The organism is Saccharothrix sp. HUAS TT1 (genome assembly GCF_040744945.1).
In the GTDB taxonomy this organism is placed as follows: domain Bacteria; phylum Actinomycetota; class Actinomycetes; order Mycobacteriales; family Pseudonocardiaceae; genus Actinosynnema.
Genome location: NZ_CP160453.1, coordinates 8,062,271 through 8,080,869, shown reverse-complemented (window position 1 = coordinate 8,080,869; position 18,599 = coordinate 8,062,271). Strand labels below are relative to the sequence as shown.

At 73.8% G+C, this 18,599-nt stretch carries 21 protein-coding genes; 9 read left to right on the top strand and 12 right to left on the bottom strand.

Annotated elements, in window-relative coordinates:
• Positions 1 to 15: 15 nt before the first annotated feature.
• The 4 genes from AB0F89_RS35365 to AB0F89_RS35350 all read left to right on the top strand — a co-directional run bounded on the left by AB0F89_RS35365 (position 16) and on the right by AB0F89_RS35350 (position 5,176).
• On the top strand, positions 16 to 2,790 hold the full coding sequence (locus tag AB0F89_RS35365) for a glycosyl hydrolase (RefSeq protein ID WP_367130513.1): 2,775 nt from the start codon (positions 16 to 18) through the stop codon (positions 2,788 to 2,790).
• Positions 2,791 to 2,827: 37 nt separating this feature from the next.
• Positions 2,828 to 3,760 (top strand): DUF1996 domain-containing protein, encoded by a 933-nt coding sequence (locus AB0F89_RS35360; protein WP_367130511.1) that lies wholly within the window; start codon positions 2,828 to 2,830, stop codon positions 3,758 to 3,760.
• Positions 3,761 to 3,843: 83 nt separating this feature from the next.
• The gene (locus AB0F89_RS35355; RefSeq protein ID WP_367130509.1) at positions 3,844 to 4,449 is read left to right on the top strand and encodes a DUF2238 domain-containing protein; all 606 of its coding nucleotides are present in this window, start codon (positions 3,844 to 3,846) and stop codon (positions 4,447 to 4,449) included.
• A gap of 46 nt (positions 4,450 to 4,495) precedes the next feature.
• A complete protein-coding gene (locus tag AB0F89_RS35350; RefSeq protein ID WP_367130507.1) occupies positions 4,496 to 5,176 on the top strand; it encodes a DUF6319 family protein in 681 nt (226 codons plus the stop codon).
• A gap of 333 nt (positions 5,177 to 5,509) precedes the next feature.
• Here AB0F89_RS35350 and AB0F89_RS35345 read toward each other — a convergent pair whose 3' ends face one another.
• A complete protein-coding gene (locus AB0F89_RS35345; RefSeq protein ID WP_367130505.1) occupies positions 5,510 to 7,021 on the bottom strand; it encodes an alpha/beta fold hydrolase in 1,512 nt (503 codons plus the stop codon).
• 129 nt (positions 7,022 to 7,150) lie between these two features.
• Between AB0F89_RS35345 and AB0F89_RS35340 the strand changes: the two genes are divergently transcribed.
• A complete protein-coding gene (locus AB0F89_RS35340) occupies positions 7,151 to 8,053 on the top strand; it encodes a DMT family transporter (protein ID WP_367139143.1) in 903 nt (300 codons plus the stop codon).
• Between the two features lie 15 nt (positions 8,054 to 8,068).
• On the opposite strand, the gene AB0F89_RS35335 is transcribed toward AB0F89_RS35340, so the two are convergent.
• From AB0F89_RS35335 to AB0F89_RS35295, 9 genes are read right to left on the bottom strand one after another with little or no spacing between them, the layout of a single operon-like run.
• Positions 8,069 to 8,545, bottom strand: a complete 477-nt coding sequence (locus AB0F89_RS35335; RefSeq protein ID WP_367130503.1) for a hypothetical protein — start codon at positions 8,543 to 8,545, stop codon at positions 8,069 to 8,071.
• A gap of 27 nt (positions 8,546 to 8,572) precedes the next feature.
• On the bottom strand, positions 8,573 to 9,646 hold the full coding sequence (locus AB0F89_RS35330; RefSeq protein ID WP_367130501.1) for an ATP-dependent DNA ligase: 1,074 nt from the start codon (positions 9,644 to 9,646) through the stop codon (positions 8,573 to 8,575).
• Entirely contained in the window at positions 9,631 to 10,203 is a 573-nt protein-coding gene (locus AB0F89_RS35325) for an alkaline shock response membrane anchor protein AmaP (RefSeq protein ID WP_367130499.1), read from the bottom strand. The genes AB0F89_RS35330 and AB0F89_RS35325 overlap by 16 nt, the downstream gene beginning before the upstream one ends.
• A complete protein-coding gene (locus AB0F89_RS35320) occupies positions 10,200 to 10,700 on the bottom strand; it encodes a DUF6286 domain-containing protein (RefSeq protein ID WP_367130497.1) in 501 nt (166 codons plus the stop codon). The genes AB0F89_RS35325 and AB0F89_RS35320 overlap by 4 nt, the downstream gene beginning before the upstream one ends.
• Positions 10,701 to 10,702: 2 nt before the next feature.
• Entirely contained in the window at positions 10,703 to 11,344 is a 642-nt protein-coding gene (locus tag AB0F89_RS35315; RefSeq protein ID WP_367130495.1) for a hypothetical protein, read from the bottom strand.
• Positions 11,341 to 11,517, bottom strand: coding sequence for a hypothetical protein (locus AB0F89_RS35310; RefSeq protein WP_367130493.1), 177 nt, complete (start codon positions 11,515 to 11,517; stop codon positions 11,341 to 11,343). Before AB0F89_RS35310 ends, AB0F89_RS35315 begins: the two co-directional genes overlap by 4 nt.
• A complete protein-coding gene (locus AB0F89_RS35305; protein WP_367130491.1) occupies positions 11,517 to 11,768 on the bottom strand; it encodes a hypothetical protein in 252 nt (83 codons plus the stop codon). Before AB0F89_RS35305 ends, AB0F89_RS35310 begins: the two co-directional genes overlap by 1 nt.
• A gap of 5 nt (positions 11,769 to 11,773) precedes the next feature.
• Positions 11,774 to 12,220: an Asp23/Gls24 family envelope stress response protein gene (locus AB0F89_RS35300; protein ID WP_367130489.1), complete on the bottom strand. Its 447-nt coding sequence runs from the start codon at positions 12,218 to 12,220 to the stop codon at positions 11,774 to 11,776.
• 52 nt (positions 12,221 to 12,272) lie between these two features.
• Positions 12,273 to 13,046 carry a pyrimidine reductase family protein gene (locus tag AB0F89_RS35295; protein ID WP_367139141.1) on the bottom strand — a complete coding sequence of 258 codons (774 nt, stop codon included), beginning with the start codon at positions 13,044 to 13,046 and terminating at the stop codon, positions 12,273 to 12,275.
• Between the two features lie 39 nt (positions 13,047 to 13,085).
• Between AB0F89_RS35295 and zapE the strand changes: the two genes are divergently transcribed.
• The 4 genes from zapE to AB0F89_RS35275 all read left to right on the top strand — a co-directional run bounded on the left by zapE (position 13,086) and on the right by AB0F89_RS35275 (position 17,033).
• Complete coding sequence (gene zapE / locus AB0F89_RS35290; RefSeq protein ID WP_367130487.1) at positions 13,086 to 14,096, top strand: cell division protein ZapE; 1,011 nt, start codon at positions 13,086 to 13,088, stop codon at positions 14,094 to 14,096.
• A 67-nt stretch (positions 14,097 to 14,163) separates the two neighbouring features.
• On the top strand, positions 14,164 to 14,406 hold the full coding sequence (locus AB0F89_RS35285) for a DUF3040 domain-containing protein (protein ID WP_367130485.1): 243 nt from the start codon (positions 14,164 to 14,166) through the stop codon (positions 14,404 to 14,406).
• A gap of 111 nt (positions 14,407 to 14,517) precedes the next feature.
• Positions 14,518 to 16,155, top strand: a complete 1,638-nt coding sequence (locus tag AB0F89_RS35280; RefSeq protein WP_367130483.1) for an ABC-F family ATP-binding cassette domain-containing protein — start codon at positions 14,518 to 14,520, stop codon at positions 16,153 to 16,155.
• Positions 16,156 to 16,175: 20 nt separating this feature from the next.
• A complete protein-coding gene (locus AB0F89_RS35275) occupies positions 16,176 to 17,033 on the top strand; it encodes a heme A synthase (RefSeq protein WP_367130481.1) in 858 nt (285 codons plus the stop codon).
• Here AB0F89_RS35275 and AB0F89_RS35270 read toward each other — a convergent pair.
• Positions 17,030 to 17,884: an NAD(P)H-hydrate dehydratase gene (locus AB0F89_RS35270; protein ID WP_367130479.1), complete on the bottom strand. Its 855-nt coding sequence runs from the start codon at positions 17,882 to 17,884 to the stop codon at positions 17,030 to 17,032. The two genes, AB0F89_RS35275 and AB0F89_RS35270, sit on opposite strands and share 4 nt — an antisense overlap.
• Positions 17,862 to 18,566, bottom strand: coding sequence for a histidine phosphatase family protein (locus tag AB0F89_RS35265; RefSeq protein WP_367130477.1), 705 nt, complete (start codon positions 18,564 to 18,566; stop codon positions 17,862 to 17,864). The genes AB0F89_RS35270 and AB0F89_RS35265 overlap by 23 nt, the downstream gene beginning before the upstream one ends.
• Positions 18,567 to 18,599 lie beyond the last annotated feature (33 nt).

Below are 18,599 nucleotides of genomic sequence, written 5' to 3'. Positions count from 1 at the left end.
TGCTGGAGGTCCCCTGTGCGTTCAATCCGCCCCCACCTGGCGGCCCTGACGGTCGCCGTGGCCGCGGCCGCCGTCATCCCCCTCGCCCTGCCCGGGACGGCCGGCGCCGTCACGGTCGGCGCGGGCAGCTACGCCACCACCCGCCCCGCGGGCGCGGTCGGCCCGTCCGACTCCACCGGCGCGCCCGTGACGCCCAAGGTCACGTCCCGGATGGCCGGCCGCCCGGTCCCGACCAACGACTGGTGGTCGTCGCTGGCCTTCCAGCGCTACCCGGGCAACCCGTACTCCGAGAACATGTACGCCCACCCGCTGACCTTCCACGCGGCGGCGCAGGGTCTCGGCGTCGGCTACCCGACCAGCCCGAACATCACCCCGGACGGCCGGTTCTACGAGTTCATGCACCAGGACGACCTGTTCGTCGGGGTGAGCGGCCTCAACGCGCCGCGCACCCAGGTCGACGGCTGGTCCGACTGGACGGTCAGCCCACTGTGGACCGACGGCACGCGCACCCTGCGCACCACCATCGGCCACGGCTCGCCGTACGTGTACGCGGAGGCGTCCGGCGGCGCGGCGCGGGTCGGCTTCAACGGCGCCACCACGATCTGGAGCAACACCGGCGCCACCCTCGGCGTCACGATCAACGGCCGTGACTACGCGCTGTTCTCGCCGAGCAACTGGAACGTCGTCGGCACCGCCGAGGCCACCTCCAACGCCGCGTTCTTCTCGGTCGCCGTGCTGCCGAGCCGCGACGCGCTGTCGCTGTTCCAGCGGTACGCGTTCTCGTTCGTCACCGACACCAAGGTCGGCTGGTCGTACAACGCGTCGAACGCGCAGCTCACCACCACCTACACGGCCACGACGACGGCTCGCCAGGGCACCCAGACCGGCACCCTCCAGGCCCTCTACCGGCACCAGTGGCTCAACTCCTCGGACGCCGTCACCTCCTACCGCTACACCTCGCCGCGCGGTGAGATGCGGCTGCGCGAGGGCGCGTCGTTCACCACCCGCAGCACGTTCAACGGCGTCCTGCCGGCCCTCCCCCTGTCGTCGGCAGCCGACCAGAACCGGCTGCGCGCCGAGATCGACCAGGAGCTGAACGCCGCCGACCCGTGGAAGGGCGCGGCCGACACCTACTGGACCGGCAAGGCGCTGTGGCGGCTCGCCGCGCTGGCCCGCGTCGCCAACCAGATCGGCTACACGACGGGCCGCGACCGGCTGCTCGGCATGGTCCGCGACCGGCTCACCGACTGGCTCACCGCGGGCTCCGGCGAGTCCGGCAGGCACTTCGCCTACGACGCCACGTGGGGCGCGCTGACCGGCTACCCGGCCGGCTACGGCACCGACGCCGAGCTGAACGACCACCACTTCCACGCCGGCTACTACGTGCTGGCCGCGGCCATCCTGGCCCAGCACGACCCGACCTGGGCGTCGGACTCCCGCTACGGCGGCATGGTCAAGCTGCTGGTGAAGGACGCCAACAACTACGACCGCGGCGAGTCCCGGTTCCCGTTCCTGCGCAACTTCGACGCCTACGCGGGTCACGGCTGGGCCTCCGGGCACGCCGGTTTCGCGCACGGCAACAACGAGGAATCCTCCTCTGAGGGCATGATGTTCGCCACCGCGGCCGTGCTGTTCGGCCAGGCCACCGGTGACACCGCGATGCGCGACGCGGGCATCTACCTGCACACCACGCAGGAGACCACGATCGGCCAGTACTGGTTCGACAAGGACAACGCCGTCTTCCCGTCGAACTTCCGGCACGACACCGTCGGCATGGTGTGGGGCGCGGGCGCCAGCTACAGCACCTGGTGGACCGCCAACCCCGAGGAGATCCACGGCATCAACATGCTGCCGATCACCGGCGGCTCGCTCTACCACGCCGACTACAAGGCCGACATCCTGCAGAACATCAACGAGCTGCGGGCCAACAACGGCGGCACCGAGGTCGAGTGGAAGGACATCATCACCCAGTTCCTGGCCCTCGCCGACCCCGCGCAGGCGCTGTCGCAGTACGGCTCGGGCCTGGAGCCGGAGAGCGGTGACTCCCGGGCGCACGCCTACCACTGGATCACGTCGCTGAACACGTACGGCACGCCGGACACGTCCGTCACCGCGAACGTGCCGACGCACGCCGTGCTCAGCAAGAACGGCGCCCGCACGTACGTGGCCTACAACCCGGGCACGACCACGACCACGGTGACGTTCTCCGACGGGCAGACGCTGTCCGTGCCGGCGTCGTCCACCGCGTGGCGCGGCCCGGCGGGCAGCGGCGTGGACTCCGGTTCCGGCGGCGTGAACCCCACGACGACGACCACCACGACGACCACCACCACGACGACCACCACCACCACCACCACCACGACCGCTCCGCCGGTCAGCCGTGACGCCTTCGGCACCATCCAGGCCGAGTCCTACGACCAGCACAAGGGCCTGATCAAGGAGACGACCACGGACAGCGGCGGTGGCCAGAACATCGCCGCCATCGCCAACGGCGACTGGGCGCTGTTCCGGGGCGTGGACTTCGGCTCCCGCACCGGTCGGCAGTTCGTCGCCCGGGTCGCCAGCGGTGCGGGCGGCGGCGTGAGCGGCCTGGTGGAGGTCCGGATCGGCAGCCCGACGGCCGCCCCGATCGGCAGCTTCGCCCTCGCCAACACCGGCGGCTGGCAGAGCTGGCGCACGGTGCCCGCCAACATCACCGGCCTGACCGGCAAGCAGGACGTCTACCTCACCTTCACCAGCGGCCAGCCCGCCGACTTCGTCAACGTCAACTGGATCACGTTCGGCTCCTAGACCTGCCGCCGCATCAACTCCATCGGAGGAGATCCGGATGAACGCGAGAATGAGAGGTGTCATCGGCGCCGCGTCCGTCGCGCTGGCACTGGCCCTGATCGGGTCGGTGGTCTCCTACCAGCCGGCGGGCGCCGGGCCCGTCAGTCACGACAGCCACCCGTCCGCGCCTGACGCAGTGCAGGCCGCGGCCATCGAGAACCAGGCCGGCATCCAGGCCGCGTCGGAGTTCCGCGCGAACTGCCGCGCGAGCCACCGGTCCGGCAACGACCCGATCATCTACCCCAACCAGACCGGCGTGTCGCACGTGCACGAGTTCTTCGGCAACCGGTCGACCAACGCGTCGTCCACGTACACGTCGCTCAAGGCGGCGGGCACCACGTGCGACCCGGTGGTCGACCTGTCCGCCTACTGGGTGCCCACGCTCTACAAGAACGGGCAGCCGGTCGCGCCGGAGAGCGTCACCGTGTACTACCAGGGCATCCACGACATGCAACGCGCCGTCCCGCACCCGCCGAACATGAGGTACGTGGTCGGCAACGCCCGAGCGACCAGCCCCGACCAGAACCCGTCCGCGCGGTGGTCGTGCACCACGCAGTCGCCGTCGAGCCGGGACTTCATGAACTGCCCGGCGGGCACCAAGCTGGAGACCTACCTCGACTTCCCGACCTGCTGGAACGGCCGGGACCTGGACAGCGCCAACCACAAGGACCACATCGTGTTCTGGAACGGGTCGTGCCCGTCCTCGCACAACGTGGTCCTGCCCAGGATGGAGTTCCTGATCACCTACCCGGTCAACGGCGGCGGGCTGTCGCTGGGCGGGACGGTGAACGGGGTCAACGTGACCAACGCGCCGGGGTACACCTTCCACGGCGACTTCATCAACGCGTGGGACCAGCCGGAGCTGGAGCGGCGGGTGCGCAACTGCGTCAACGCCGGCCGCATCTGCGGCACCAACGGCAACCCCATCTAGATGAGCGGGCGGCGGGGGAGACCCCGCCGCCCGTCCTCTTCGGACGGCTGCGCGGCACGACCCGGTGGTGGCAGGATCGCGGGGTGGAGTCCAGGGATCGCCTGCCGGTCGTCCTCGCGGTGCTCGCCCTGGTGGCGGTCGCGGTGTCGGCCATCCGGCCCAAGGGGTACGGGACGTGGCTGCTGGAGGTCGCGCCGATCTTCATCGCGCTGCCGCTGCTGGCGTGGACGCGCCGCCGGTTCCCGCTGACCGCGCTCGCGTACTGGTCGATCTTCGGGCACGCGCTGGTGCTGGCGCTGGGCGCCCACTACACCTACGCCGAGGTGCCGCTCGGCGAGCTGCCGTGGACCGACCGCAACCACTACGACCGGTTCGCCCACTTCGTGCAGGGCTTCGTGCCCGCCGTGCTGGTGCGGGAGGTGCTGCTGCGCCGGACGCCGCTGCGGCCGGGCGGGTGGACCGCCTTCCTCGTCAGCGCCACCTGCCTGGCGATCAGCGCGGCCTACGAGTTCGTCGAGTGGGCGGGCGCGCTGGTCGGCGGCGAGTCGGCGGCGGACTTCCTGGGCACGCAAGGGGATGTCTGGGACACGCACTGGGACATGCTCCTCGCGCTCGTCGGCTCGGTGGTCGCCCAACTGCTCCTCGCGCGTCGGCACGACCGGCAGCTCGCGGGATTGTCGGTGCCGTAGGGCAAGCTGCACCCGACGGATCTCGGGCGAGTCGTGGAGGTAGGCGATGGCGAAGGCGAAGCTGAACTCGTTGTCCCCGCAGGACATCGAACACCTGCGCGCGGAGCTGGCCGCGGGCCGCCCACCGGCGGTCTGGTTCACCTCCGCCGCGGTGGGGGTCGAAGCGGGCCGGTCGGCGAAGGTGATGGCGTTCACCGAGCCGGCCGAGGGCGACTTCATCCAGGTGCGGCCGACGGGGGAGAAGGACGACCTGTCGTTCTCGCCCGCCGAGCTGACCGTGGAGAAGCCGGCGCCGCGCAAGCGGGCTCCCGCGCCCGCCGCGGTTGCCGAACCCGCGCCGGCTCCCGCGCCGGTCGAGCACATCTACACCCCGGCGCCCGCACCCGCGCCCGTGCCGCCCAAGCCGAAGCCCGCGCCCGCGCCGGCGGTCGAGCGGAAGCCGGTGGCGCGCAAGCAGGCCAAGCCCGCCGAGGTGACGGTGACGCTCACGTCGACCGCGGACGGCGAGTGGACGGTCGACGTGCAGTGGGGCGCGAAGCGCACGCTGAAGGCCGCGCCGGTGGTCGCGTCGGCGGTGTCGCAGGCGGCGAAGCTGCTGCCGGCCGAGGTGGACGAGGCGGTGGAGAGCGTGCTCAGCGCGGCTCGGGAGCGGCACCAGGCGCGGGTCGAGCAGCTGCGGGCGGAACTGGAGGCGGCGCAGCGGGCGCTGGACGAGCTGTCGGGCTGACCAGCTGCGAACACGTATTGCAACGTATTGATGATTGGCGTTCCGCGATCGGGTGAGGGTACTTCCCCTGGCCGGCGGTAGGGGCGGACCGTGGGGTCGAAATACCTTCGGTCGCACGAAGTCCCTCGACGCCGCGGAGGCACAAGATGGTGGTTGAGATCACGACAGTCGAGCAGCCCGAACTCGGCAGCTGCGGCTGCTGCACCGGGTGCACCGGCCCGGGTTGCGGGTGTTGCTCCAGCTGTTAGTCCGCGACTGCACGTCCGTCACGCCGAACGCAGGCCCCGGCCGCCCAGCGCGCCGGGGCCCTCATCGGCCGGGGGTCGGTCCGGCTCAGGGCGGGCAGACCGTGCCGCTGGTCGGCACCTTCGCGTTCACCAGGAACTCCTCGGCGGCCTTCGTCGCGCAGGCCGACTGGCCGAGCGCGCCGTGCCCACCGCCCTGCCACCCCACCACGACCCCGGCCGGCAGCTCCTGCGCCGCCCGCTCGCCGCCCTCCCGCGGCGTCACGGGGTCGGCGGCCGTGGTCAGCACCAGCACCGGCGGCGCGCTGGTGAGCTTCGGCGCCTTCACCGCCTGCGGCACCGGGAAGGGGCCGCAGGCCAGCAGGCCGCGGGCGAAGTGGGCGCCGAACAACGGGTGCTTGGTGCGCCAGTCCTCGGTCAGGCCGACCACTCGTTCGGGTGGGATTCGGGTGGTCGTGTCGTTGCAGGCGGTGATGATCCCGGCATCCAGTCGCGGCGGGTCCTCGCCCTGGTCCACCAGCAGCGGCTCGACGAACGCGCTCAGCTTCGCGCCGTCCCCGCCCTCCGCCGCCACCAGCGCCTCGGCCAGCGCCGGCCACCGCGACCGGTCCGCCAGGCCCGCCAGCACGGCCACCGTGGCGGTGCCCGGCGTCACGTCGAAGTCCGCACCGCGCAGCGGCGCGTCCCGCAGCGACTCCAGCAGCGCCTCGAACCGGTCCCTCGCGCCCGCGCCGAGCGGGCAGCCCCGGATCACGCAGTCCTCCTGGAACGCCGCGAACGCCTCCTCCGCCGCCACCGCCCGCGACTCGGTCACGGCCTGCACGTCCAGCACCGGGTCCGGCGCGCCGTCGAGCACCACCCGCCCGATCCGGTCCGGGTAGCGGCTCGCGTACAGCGACACCACCCGCGAACCCTCGCCGAGGCCGATCGCGTTCAGGTGCGGCACGCCCAGCAGCTCGCGCAGCTGCTCCAGGTCGGCCGACGCGCGCCAGGAGTCCACCGCGGGCAGCCGGTTCTCCATGTCGAGCACGCACTCCCGGCTGGCCAGCGTGTAGGCGTCGGCCAGCTCGTCGTGCGACTCCGCGCCCGGGTCGGCCTCCACGATGTCCGCGCGCGCCACGTCCGGCACGCACTGCACCGCGTCCGACTCGCCGGTGCCCCGCCGGTCGACGCCGATCAGCGTGTACGTGCTCAGCACCGACGCGGGCAGCGCCGCCGCCAGCCGGGCCGCCCGCAACGTGCCCGGCTCGCCACCGGCCTCGCCGACGACCACCAGCGGGCTGCCGCCGGTGCCGACGCGCAGCAGCGACATGCCCAGGCTGCCCCGCCCGGGACGGCTCGGCACGTCCAGCCGCACGGTGACCTGCGCGCACTCGTACTCGAAGGCGCCCGTCGGCGCGGTGTCGCCCATCCGCGCCCTCGCCGACTCGGTGCACGACGACCACGGCACGCCGGGCGACTCGTAGCTCTCCAACGGCGGGACCTCGCGCGGTCCGGACGGGACCGCGGCGGCCGTCGGCCCCTCGCCGTCGCCGTGCACGGCGATCACCGGCCGGGTCGACGGACCCGCGCTGCACGCGGCCAGCGCGCTCAGAGCCACCAGGGTCAAAGTGGCGTGACGCCGACGCGGCACAGCGTTCCCCTCGCTCTCGTTGGCTGGTGCAGAGCCTCACACAGTCCAGGTGAGACTTCGGTGAGCGGGCTGGGGGAGGATGGCGGCGTGGTCACCGTGCACGTCGAGAGCAGTCCCCGATCGAGGGTCCCCCGGTCAGGGCCGGTAGCGGTAGCCGCCAGGGCGTTCGGCGCGATACCGCCGCCCGCCCTGGTCCTGCTGGGCGTGGTCAGCGTCCAGGTGGGCGCGGCGGTGGCCAAGCAGTTGTTCACCCAGGTAGGCGCGGCGGGCACGGTCACGCTGCGGCTGGTGCTGGCCGCCGTCGTGCTGCTGCTGGTGTGGCGGCCGTCGCTGCGGCTGGACAAGCGGACGTGCCTGGTCGTCGTCGCCTACGGGCTGGTGCTCGGCGCCATGAACCTGAGCTTCTACCAGGCGATCAAGCACATCCCGCTGGGCGCGGCGGTCACCATCGAGTTCCTGGGGCCGCTGGCGGTGGCCGTGTTCGGCTCGCGGCGCTGGCTGGACGGGCTGTGGGCGCTGCTCGCGGCGGCCGGCGTGGTGCTGCTGACCGGGGTCGACGGCGGCCTGGCGCTGCCCGGGGTGCTGTTCGCGCTCGGCGCGGGCGCGTGCTGGGCCGGGTACATCCTGCTCAGCGCGGCGCTGGGCAGCCGCACGTCCGACGGCAAGGGCCTGGCGCTGGCGATGGTGGTCGGCGCGGCGGTGGCGCTGCCGTTCGGCGTGGCCGAGGCGGGCACGGCGCTGCTCGACCCGGTCGTGCTCATCGCGGGCGCGGCGGTCGCGCTGCTGTCGTCGGTCATCCCGTACTCGCTGGAGCTGGAGGCGTTGCGCAGCATCCCGCCGCGCGTGTTCGGCATCCTGATGAGCCTGGAGCCCGCGGTCGCGGCGCTGGCCGGGCTGGTCGTGCTGCACGAGTCGCTGCGCCCGGCGCAGTGGGTCGCGGTGTTCTGCGTGGTGCTGGCGTCGATCGGGGCGACCCGGACCGCGAGACCGGAGGCGTGAGCGGGCCCGCGACGCCTAGACCTTGCCGCCGCCGCCGCCACCGCTGCCGGGGGGCGGGTCGGCAGGGGGCTCGTCCACGCTGAGCCGCCCGTCGATCAGCTCGCTGCCGCGCTGCTCGAAGAGCGTCGCGTAGGCCGCCGAGTACTTGCGGTACACGGCCAGCGCGTCGACGCCCGCCTCGGCCACGTCGGCCCGGAACTCGTCGCGCAGCTTCCGCATGGTGTTCACCGCGCTGCGCCGCCGCAGGCTGTGCAGGTACGGCCGGAACGTCACGTTCAGCCCGCCGACCACGGCCGCGGTGAGCAGCAGCACCTTGCCCAGCGCCGTCTCCGACGAGGTGAAGCCCACCGCCAGCACGGCGGGCACCAGGATCAGCACCACCGTGTAGAACAGGCCGGTCGTCCGGTGCACCACCCGCCACATCGAGAGGCGGCGGCAGTCCTTGAGCATCCGGTCTTCGAGTTCCTGGATCAGCGCGTCCACGTCACCCACAACCGGTGACGGTACTCACCCGAGCGGTCACGCGGGGCGAACTTCGCCTCGCAAAACGGATTCCACGTCGTAGCGCGCGGGCTGGTCGAGCTGGTCGTAACCGCACGAGCCGGGCTCGCGGTCCGGCCGCCAGCGGCGGAACTGGCCGTTGTGGCGCAGCCGGGCGGGCGCGGCGCCCTCGGTCTGCGTGTACGAGACCTCCAGCACGCGCTCCGGCCGCAGCGGCACCCAGTCGGCGTGCTTGCCGCGCCACCGGTTGACCTCACCGGGCAGCCGGCGGCCGTCCGGCTCCACCAGCCACGGGTGGTCGCCGGTGGTGATCAGGTCCTGCAGCTCCTCGGCCAGCGCCCGCCGTTCGGCCGCCTTGAACGAGCCGACCACGCCGACGTGGTGCAGGACGCCCGCGTCGTCGTGCAGGCCCAGCAGCAGCGAGCCGACCGCCGTGCCGGGGTCGGTGTCCTTGTGCCAGCGCAGCCCGGCCACCACGCAGTCCGCGCTGCGGGCGTGCTTGACCTTGACCATGCTGCGCTTGCCCGGCGTGTACTCGCCGTCGGCGGGCTTGCCGATGACGCCGTCCAGGCCCGCGCCCTCGAACAGCTCGAACCACTGCGCGGCCAGCTCGCGGTCGGTGGTCGAGGGCGTCAGGTACAGGCCGTCGCCGGGTGCGACCAGGCGCTCCAGGGTGGACCGGCGCTCCGCGCACGGCCGCTCCAGCAGCAGGTCGTCGCCCAGGGCCAGCACGTCGAACGCCACGAAGCTCGCGGGCGTCTGCTCCGACAGCAGCCGGACCCGGCTCGCCGCCGGGTGGATGCGCTCGGACAGCGCGTCGAAGTCCAGCTTGTCGTCCTTGGCCACGACCAGCTCGCCGTCGACCACGACCCGCGGCGGCAGGGTGCGGCGCAGCGCGGCCTCGGCCTCCGGGAAGTACCGGTTGAGCGGCTTGCCGCTGCGGGACTGCAGGAACACCTCGTCGCCGTCGCGGAACACCAGGCAGCGGTAACCGTCCCACTTGGGCTCGAACAGCAGGTCCGCGCCGGTCGGGATCTCGTCGACCGCGTTGGCCAGCATCGGCTGCACGGGAGGGGTCAGCGGGAGCGCCACCCGGCCATCCTGCCCGGCGAACCCCCTCGACGCACGCGTTCCCGCTTGGCGAGTTCGAGCCGCACGGCGGTGGGCAGCACCTCCACGTCGAGCGCGTCGCGCGCCCGCGACAGCACGAGGCCGTCCAGCTCCCGCCACACCCGCGGCACGTCCGCGCCGTGCCGCAGCACCAGCCGGAGCCGCAGGGCGGGCGTGCCGACCACGGCCACCTTCGCGCTGTCCACGTCGCGCACGTGCTCGGCGTCCGACTTGACCGCCGCCGCCAACGCCTTCGCGGTGACCACCACGTCGTCACCCACCCGCAGGTCGGGGCGCCGCTCCGGGCGGACCGCCCGCCACGCCCACAGCAGCCCGAGGAACACGGCCAGCACGCCGAGGGCGAGCAGCCCGACGCGGACCGGCAGGAGGTGGCTCCGCACCCAGTCGAGCGCCACCGGGTCCGCGAGGGGGCGGTCCACGCCGAGGCGGTTGAGCACCACCGCGCCGCCGCCGACCAGCAGGGCGAGGGTTCCCAGGGTGAACGCGAGCACGCGCTCGGTGCGGTTCGAGCGGTTCACCGGCGGTCCTTCGGCGAGATGACCACGACCGACACGTCCGGCCGGTCGGGCAGCGGCAGGTCGGCCAGGGCCTCGCGGGCGGCGTCCAGCAGCCGGGGCCGCAATTCCGCCTCGTCGTGGGCCCAGCTGGTGGCCCGGACCCGGACCTTGCGCCGTGACGCGGTGACCGACGCGCCCGTCACCCCGTCCTCCGCGCGCACCCGGTGGCCGACCACGCGGGCCAGCGACGCCGGTGTGGTGACCACCCGCACGCCGTCGGCGGGATCGTGCAACGCCACCTGCGACGGCACCGCCCGTGACGCCAGGACCAGCAGGAACAGCCCGCCGGCCGCCGTGCACGCGCCCGTGACGAGGACCGGCTGGTCGACCCAGGACCAGTCCGGCCACCGCCACCGGTCGCCGGACCAGTGGCGGGCGACGGCGAAGACCAGCAGGGCGCCGGCGGCGGCCAGCGCCAGGCCGAGGAAGGGCGACAGGACCCGCAGCAACACCCGCACCGCTACTCCACCCGCGGTCGGGGGTCGGGGCGCAGGGCGGACACCATGACGGCGACCGAGCGGACCCGGTAGCCGGTGATGCGCTCGACCTCCTCGGTGACGCTGCGCCGCACGTCCGCCGCGGTGGCCCGGACCGGCGATGGGTAGCGCAACGCCAACTTCACCGCGAGCGCCACGTCACCGCCCGAGGCGTCCAACCTGACCGCCGCGCTCGGCTCCGCGCCGGGGACGAGGCGGATCGCGTGCGCGACCACCTTCCGCAGGACGGAGGGGTGGATCTCGGTGGACCCGAGCGAATCGGCCCCTCCCCGCATCTCACCCGCACCAGCCGCGCCGCTCGCACCAGCCGCGCCGCCCGCGCTGCCCGCGCTGCTCGCACCAGCCGTGCCGCCCGCACCAACCGCTCCGGCCGCGCCGCTCTCGCCAGCCGCGCCGCCCGCGCTGCCCGCGCTGCTCGCACCAGCCGTGCCGCCCGCACCAACCGCTCCGGCCGCGCCGCTCTCGCCAGCCGCGCTGCCCGCGCTGCTCGCACCGGCCGCGCCGCCCGCTCCAGCCGTGCCGCTCGCGCCGCCCGCACCAGCCGCACCATCGGCTCCAGCCGAGCCGGCCGAGTCGGGGGGCCGGTCCTCGTTCGCGGCGGTCACTTGTCGCGGCCCCGGCCGAGCAGGGAGCCCAGGTCCACCGCGCCGTCCAGCACCAGCCCGACCGCCAGGCCGATCACCCCCACCGCCAGCGTCACCAGGAACGCGGCGAACCCGCTCGTCGCCGCCAGCCCCAGCACCAGCCCCGCGAGCAGCCCGGTCTGCGTTGCGCTCATCAGCCCTCCCACTCCAGGTCGGCCACCACGACGTCCACCGGCACGGGCCCGGCGACCCGCGCCACCTCGGCCCGCAGCTCCGGCACCACCTCGCCGATCGGGCGATCCGGCCGCAGCACCACCGCGACCTCGACCCGCGCCCCGACCCGCACCCCCACCACCCGCCGCCCGGGCAGGTAGGAGGCGATCGCACCGTCCAGCCGCGTCACGTCCGGGTGCGCCAGCACCGCCGCCTCGACGTCCTCGGACACGTGCGTCACTCGACCCGGGACCCCGACGGCCCGACCTCCTCGTCGTCCTCGGGCAGGTGGATGTCGTTGACCGCGATGTTGACCTCGATGACCTCCAGCCCGGTCATCCGCTCCACCGAGCCGATCACGTTGCGCCGCACGGCCCGCGCCAGCTCGACGATGGCCACCCCGTACTCGACCACGATGTCCAGGTCGACCGCCGCCTGCTTCTCGCCGACCTCGACCGCCACGCCCGCGGTGTTCGCGGTGCCCGCGCCGGGGATCCGCTCCCGCAGCGCGCCGAACGCCCGCGACACCCCGCCGCCCAGGGCGTGCACGCCGGAGATCTCCCGGGCCGCGATGCCCGCGACCTTCTGCACGACCGACGACGCGATCGTGGTCTTGCCCTGCTCGGTGTCGTCGGCCAACCGGTCCGTGCCGGTCTCCGGCTTGGCGGCGGTGCTCTGGGCCACGGCGGTCCCTCCGTATCGGTGCGTGCACGCTCGGGTGCGGACCGTATCCGGATCAGGCCGGCGATGTGGCTTGCGTCACCGGATCAGGTGTCACCTTGCCGTACCGCAGCAGGAGGGCGCTCTCGTGGTGCAGCACCGACCGCAGCTCCAGCGACCGGGGCGCGGGCGGCAGCGGGCCGGTGGCGATCCGGCCGGCGTCACCACCCGCGAGCAGCGGCGAGAACGTCACGCACAGCACGTCCACCAGGTCCGCGTCGATCAGCGCGCCGAGCACCCGCGGCCCGCCCTCGCAGTCGACCCGGCGCAGCCCGCGCTCGTCCAGCGCCGCCAGCGCCAGGTCCATGGACACCGACTCCTCGCCGACGACGACCACGTCCGCGCCCGCCGCCAGCAGCGCGTCCCGCCGCTCGCGCGGCGCCGCCGCCGTGGTCAGCACGATCGGCGGCACGGACGTGCTGGTCAGCAGCGTGGACGTGGGCTCGATCGAGCACCGGCCGGTGACCACGGCGATCGGCGGCACGGGCGCGAGCCCCAGCCTGGCCCGCCGGGACGCGCGGACCTCGCCCGCCTTCACCCCGTGGTAGCCCTCGACCAGGGCCGTGCCCGCGCCGACGAGCACCACGTCGCACAGGTCGCGGCCGAGCATGAACACCTTGCGGTCGGCCTCGTTGCCCAGCCCGGCGGACCGGCCCGCCACCGACACCGCACCGTCCACGCTGGACACGAAGTTCACCTGCACCCACGGCCGGTCGAGCCCGTCGGGGTAGTCGTAGAGCTGTTCCAGCTCGTCGTCGGTGATCTCGCCGGCACGTGGTGGCCACAACATCCGCACCTGCACATCCCAGCACGCCGTTACGATCCGGGCATGTCCGCCCCGCCACGCCTGTCCGACCGCACACCGCACGTCGACCCGGCCGAGCTGGTGGACGCGATGGTCCCGCCGCCGCGCTTCGACGCGGTCCGCTTCGACACCTACCTGCCCAACCCGGACGAACCGAGCCAGGCGGCGGCGGTGCGGGCGTGCCGCGAGTTCGCCGAGCGGGTGTCCGAGGGTGGCGGCCGGGGCGTGTTCGACCGGCTGTTCAAGCGGTCCGGCCAGGACGGCGCCAAGCCCGGCCTCTACCTCGACGGCGGCTTCGGCGTCGGCAAGACCCACCTGCTGGCCTCGACCTGGCACGCCGTGCCCGGCCCGAAGTCCTACGGCACGTTCGTCGAGCTGACCAACCTCGTCGGCGCGCTCGGCTTCGGCGAGACCGTGCGCCGGCTGTCGTCGCACAAGCTGCTCGCCATCGACGAGTTCGAGCTGGACGACCCGGGCGACACGATGCTGGTCACCCGCCTGATCAAGGAGCTGACCGCGGCGGGCGTCGCGGTCGCGGCGACGTCGAACACGTTGCCGGACAAGCTGGGCGAGGGCCGGTTCGCCGCCGCGGACTTCCTGCGCGAGATCCAGTCGATGTCGGCGAAGTTCACCGTGGTCCGGGTGGACGGCCCGGACTACCGCCACCGCGGCCTGCCCGACGCGCCGCCGCCGCTGGCAGACGAGGACCTGGTCACCAGGGCGGGGGGCACGCCGGGCGGCACGCTGGACGACTTCGCCGACCTGTGCGCCGCGCTGGCCCGGATCCACCCGTCCGGCTACGGCAGGCTGCTGGACGGCGTCACCGCGGTGCACCTGCGCCACGTCCGGCCCGCGCCCGACCAGGCGGTGGCGCTGCGGCTGGTCGCGCTCGGCGACCGGCTCTACGACCGCGACATCCCGGTGGCGGTGTCCGGCGAGCCGCTGTCGGAGTTGTTCACCGCCGAGATGCTGCGCGGCGGCTACCGCAAGAAGTACCTGCGGGCGGTGTCCAGGCTCGTCGCGCTCTCACGCTGATCTTGGCGGCTAAACCCCCGCTCAGGCTGGGTTTTGCGGGTTTGGCGCCGGGTATCCATCCGCCGTGATGAGCGAAGCGGAACGCCGCACCCTCAGTGAGATCGAGACCAGACTCGCGGACGAGGAGCCGGGCTTGGCCTCGGCGCTCGTCGCCGGGAAACCCCGGCACCCACTGCTCAGCTACGCGCTCGTGGCCACGTTCGCGGGCCTCGGCGTGCTGCTGCTGTTCCTGGGGGCGTTCGGCCCCGCACTCGCCTCCTTGGGCTTCGGCGCGCTGCTGGTGCTCATGCGCGGCTACTCGTGGCGTTGAGCCCGCGCCTGGACGGCCCGCGCCACTAGGTTCCACGCGGGCCGTGCGGACGTCCGCTTTCGCCATCACGAAGTGACGCCGGACCTAATCCGCTGGCCACCGGACCCGACCATGCCCGACCATGCGCGGGTGGGATACCTGGACGCGAACGGCCTCGCCTTCCGCCTGCCCGACGGCCGCGAGCTGTTCCGCGACGTGTCGTTCAAGGTCGGCACGAACAGCGTGGTCGCCCTGGTCGGCGCGAACGGCGTCGGCAAGACGACACTGCTGCGAATCCTGTCGAACGAGCTGACCCCGACCGCGGGCAGCGTGCGCGTGCAGGGCGGCCTGGGCGTGATGCCGCAGTTCGTCGGCTCCGTCCGGGACGGGAGCACGGTCCGCGACCTGCTGCTGGCCGCGTCACCGGCGCCGCTGCGGGAGGCCGCCGAGGCGCTGGACGCCGTCGAGCTGCGGCTCATGGAGACCGACGACGAGCCGACCCAGATGCGCTACGCCGACGCGATCACCGCGTGGGGCGAGGTCGGCGGCTACGACGCCGAGGTGCTGTGGGACACGGTGACGGTCGCGGCGCTGGGCGTGCCGTTCGACCGGGCCCGGTTCCGCGAGGTGCGCACGCTGTCCGGCGGCGAGCAGAAGCGGCTGGTGCTGGAGGCGCTGCTGCGCGGCCCGGAGCAGGTGCTGCTGCTGGACGAGCCGGACAACTACCTCGACGTGCCGGGCAAGCGGTGGCTGGAGGAGCGGCTGCGCGAGACCGGCAAGGCCGTGCTGCTGGTGAGCCACGACCGGGAACTGCTCGACGTCGCCGCGACGCACGTCGTCACGGTGGAGGCGCACTCGGCGTGGACGCACGCCGGCTCGTTCGGCACCTGGCACGCCGCCCGCGCCGCGCGCATCGACCGCCTGGCCGAGCTGCACCGCCGGTGGAACGAGGAGCACGACCACCTCAAGGAGCTCGTCCGCACGCTGCAGATCCAGGCCCGGATCAGCGAGGTGATGGCGGCGAAGTACCGGGTGATGCGGGCCAAGCTGGAGAAGTTCGAGGAGGCCGGGCCGCCGCCCGAGCTGCCGACCGACGAGAAGGTGGCGCCGCGGCTGCGCGGCGGTCGCACCGGCGTGCGGGCCATCACCGTCCAGGACCTCGAACTGACCGGGCTGATGAAGCCGTTCGACGCGGAGATCTTCTTCGAGGACCGGGTGGCCGTGCTCGGCTCGAACGGCTCGGGCAAGAGCCACTTCCTGCGGCTGCTCGGCGGCGGCGACGTCGCGCACACCGGCGTGTGCCGGCTGGGCGCGCGCGTCGTGCCGGGCCTGTTCGCGCAGACCCACCAGCACCCGGAGTGGATCGGCCGCACGCTGGTCGACGTCCTGTGGCACGGCGAGGGCGGCCGCAAGGGGCTCGACCGGGGCGCGGCGATGGCCGTGCTGAGCCGCTACGGCCTGGGCAAGCAGGGCGACCAGCGGTTCGAGACGCTGTCCGGTGGTCAGCAGGCGCGGTTCCAGGTGCTGCTGCTGGAGCTGTCCGGCGCCACGTTGCTGCTGCTGGACGAGCCGACCGACAACCTCGACCTGAACTCGGCCGAGGCGTTGCAGGCGGCGCTGGAGGGCTTCACCGGCACGGTCGTCGCGGTCACCCACGACCGGTGGTTCGCCCGCGGCTTCGACCGGTTCCTGCTGTTCCGCTCCGACGGCGAGGTGGTCGAGGTGGACGAGCCGGTCTGGGACGAGACGCGGGTGAAGCGCGCCCGCTAGGCAGCCCTACGCTGCCGGACGTGAACGCTGTGCGCCTCCCCGTCCGGCAGGCGGCCCGCGGGGCGGCCGTCGCGGCGCTCGTGGCCAACGTCCTGATCGTGCTCACCGGGGCGCTGGTGCGGCTGACCGGCTCGGGGCTCGGCTGCCCGACGTGGCCGAGGTGCACCGACGACTCGTTCGTCACCACCGCGGAGCTGGGCGGGCACGGCGTCGTCGAGTTCGGCAACCGGGTGCTCGGCATCCTGGTCGGGCTGATCACCCTGGCCCTCGTGGTCGCGGTGGCCCGGCACCGGGACCGCCCGCCGAAGGCGCTGCCGCTGGCCGTCGCCGTGCTGGTCGGCGTCGGCGCGCAGGGCCTGATCGGCGGGCTCAGCGTGCGCCGGCAGCTCGCGCCCGAGGTCGTCGCGGTGCACTTCCTGAGCAGCATGGCGCTGGTCGCCGCGCTCGTCGTGCTGGTCGACCTGCTCGGCCGACCGGACGCCGCGCCGCGCGTCCCGGCGAACCCGGGGGTCCGGTTCGGGGTCGCGGCGCTGCCGGTCGCGCTGATCGCGGTGATGGTCCTGGGCGCCCTGGTCACCGGCAGCGGTCCGCACGCGGGCGACGAGGACGCGCGCCGGTTCGGCTTCGACCCGGCCGCGGTGACCTCGCTGCACGCCGTCGCCGTCGTGGTCATGGTCGCGCTGCAGCTCTGGGTGGCCTTCTCGTCGCGCGACCGCGCCGCGCACGTCCTGCTGGCGCTGTCGGTGGTTCAGGGCGTCATCGGGTCGGTCCAGGAGGTGACGGCGCTGCCGGTGCCGCTGGTGGCGGCGCACGTCGTGACCGCCGCGCTGGTCGTGGCGGCCACGGCGCACCTGGTCGTGCGGACGTTCCGGGTCTAGCTCGACCGCAGCTCCACCAGCACCCGCGGCACCTCGTCCAGCAGCTCGCGGGCCAGCATCCCGGTCAGCCCGGTGCGCGGCACCAGCCGCTGACCGGCCATCGCGTGCACGTGCCCGGCCCAGCAGGTGGCCTGGGCCAGGTCCGGGTGCCGCGCCACCATGCCGCCGACCAGCCCGGCCAGCACGTCCCCGCTGCCCGAGGTGGACAGCCCGACGTGCCCGGCGCCGTCCTGCCACACCCGGCCGTCGGGCGCGGCGGTCACGCCCATCAGGTTCACCACCGCGCCGTGCTTGTCGGCGATCCCGACCGCGGCGTCCACGTGGTCCTCGACCTCCGCGCCGAGCAGGTACCCCGCCTCGACCACGTTCGGCGTGACCACCAGCCTGCCGCGCACCGGTTCGCCCAGCTCCGGGTGCGTGCCCAGCGCGCCCAGCGCGAACGCGTCGAGCACCACCGGACCGCGCGACGCGGGCAGCAGCCGCTCCAGCAGGGCCGCCGTCTCGTCCGGGTCGGTCAGGCCGGGCCCGACGACCAGCGCCGCGGCGTCGCCGACCAGGTCCCCCAGCTCGTCCGCCGCCTTCCGCGACACCGCGCCCGACGCCGTCTCCGGCAGCCCGACCACCAGCGCCTCCGGCACCGCGAGCCCCAGCCCGGACGCGTGCCGCTCGGCCACGGCCAGCTGCAACGTCACCGCGCCCGTGCGCAGCGCCGCGATGCCGCTGAGCAGCACCGCCCCGGGCACCCGCCGCGAACCGCCGACGACGAGCACCGCGCCGCCGTCCGCGCGCCCGGTCGGCCACTCCCGCAGCAGGCCCGACGTGACGGGCTCAGGCCGAGTGCGTGGTGCCATCTTCGCTCTCCGTGGGTTCGGCGCCGTGCTCGACGAGGTGGTCGCTCTCGAACTCCCGCTCCAGCAGCCAACCGCCGTCCTCGCGCCGCCACGACGTCAGCGAGCCGTTGGGGACGGTGGAGTTGTGCGCGTAGGCCAGCATGTCCCGCTCCGGCAGGCCCTCCAGCAGGTAGCGCAGCAGGAACGGCGTGATCTCGTGCGCGAACAGCAGCACGCGCCGCCCGTCGAGGTCGCGCACCAGCGACCGCAGCCGCAGCAGCACGTCGGCCCACGACTCGCCGCCCGGCGGCCGGTAGTAGAACTTGCCCAGCCTGCGCTTGCGCACCAGCTCGTCCGGGTACCGGTTCGCCACGCCGTGCGTGGTCAGCAGGTCGAGCACGCCCAGCTCGCGGTCGCGCAGCCGCTCGTCCACCAGCATCCGGGGATGCCCGCGCAGGGCGAACGCGGCGGTGTCGATGGCCCGCCGGTAGGGCGAGGCGACCACCAGGTCCGGCCACTGCTCGCGGGGCATCTCGGCGAACCACCGCCCCAGCGCCCGCCCCTGCCGCTCGCCCTCGGGGGACAGCGGCACGTCCGCGTCCCGTTCGGCGATGTCGATGACGTCGTCCCCGGCGGACTCCGCGGCCTCGCGCGCCACGTTGCCGGTGCTCTCGCCGTGCCTGATCAGCCCGATCCAATCCACTCCAGCAAACCTAGCGGCCCGAGGCCGCGCGGG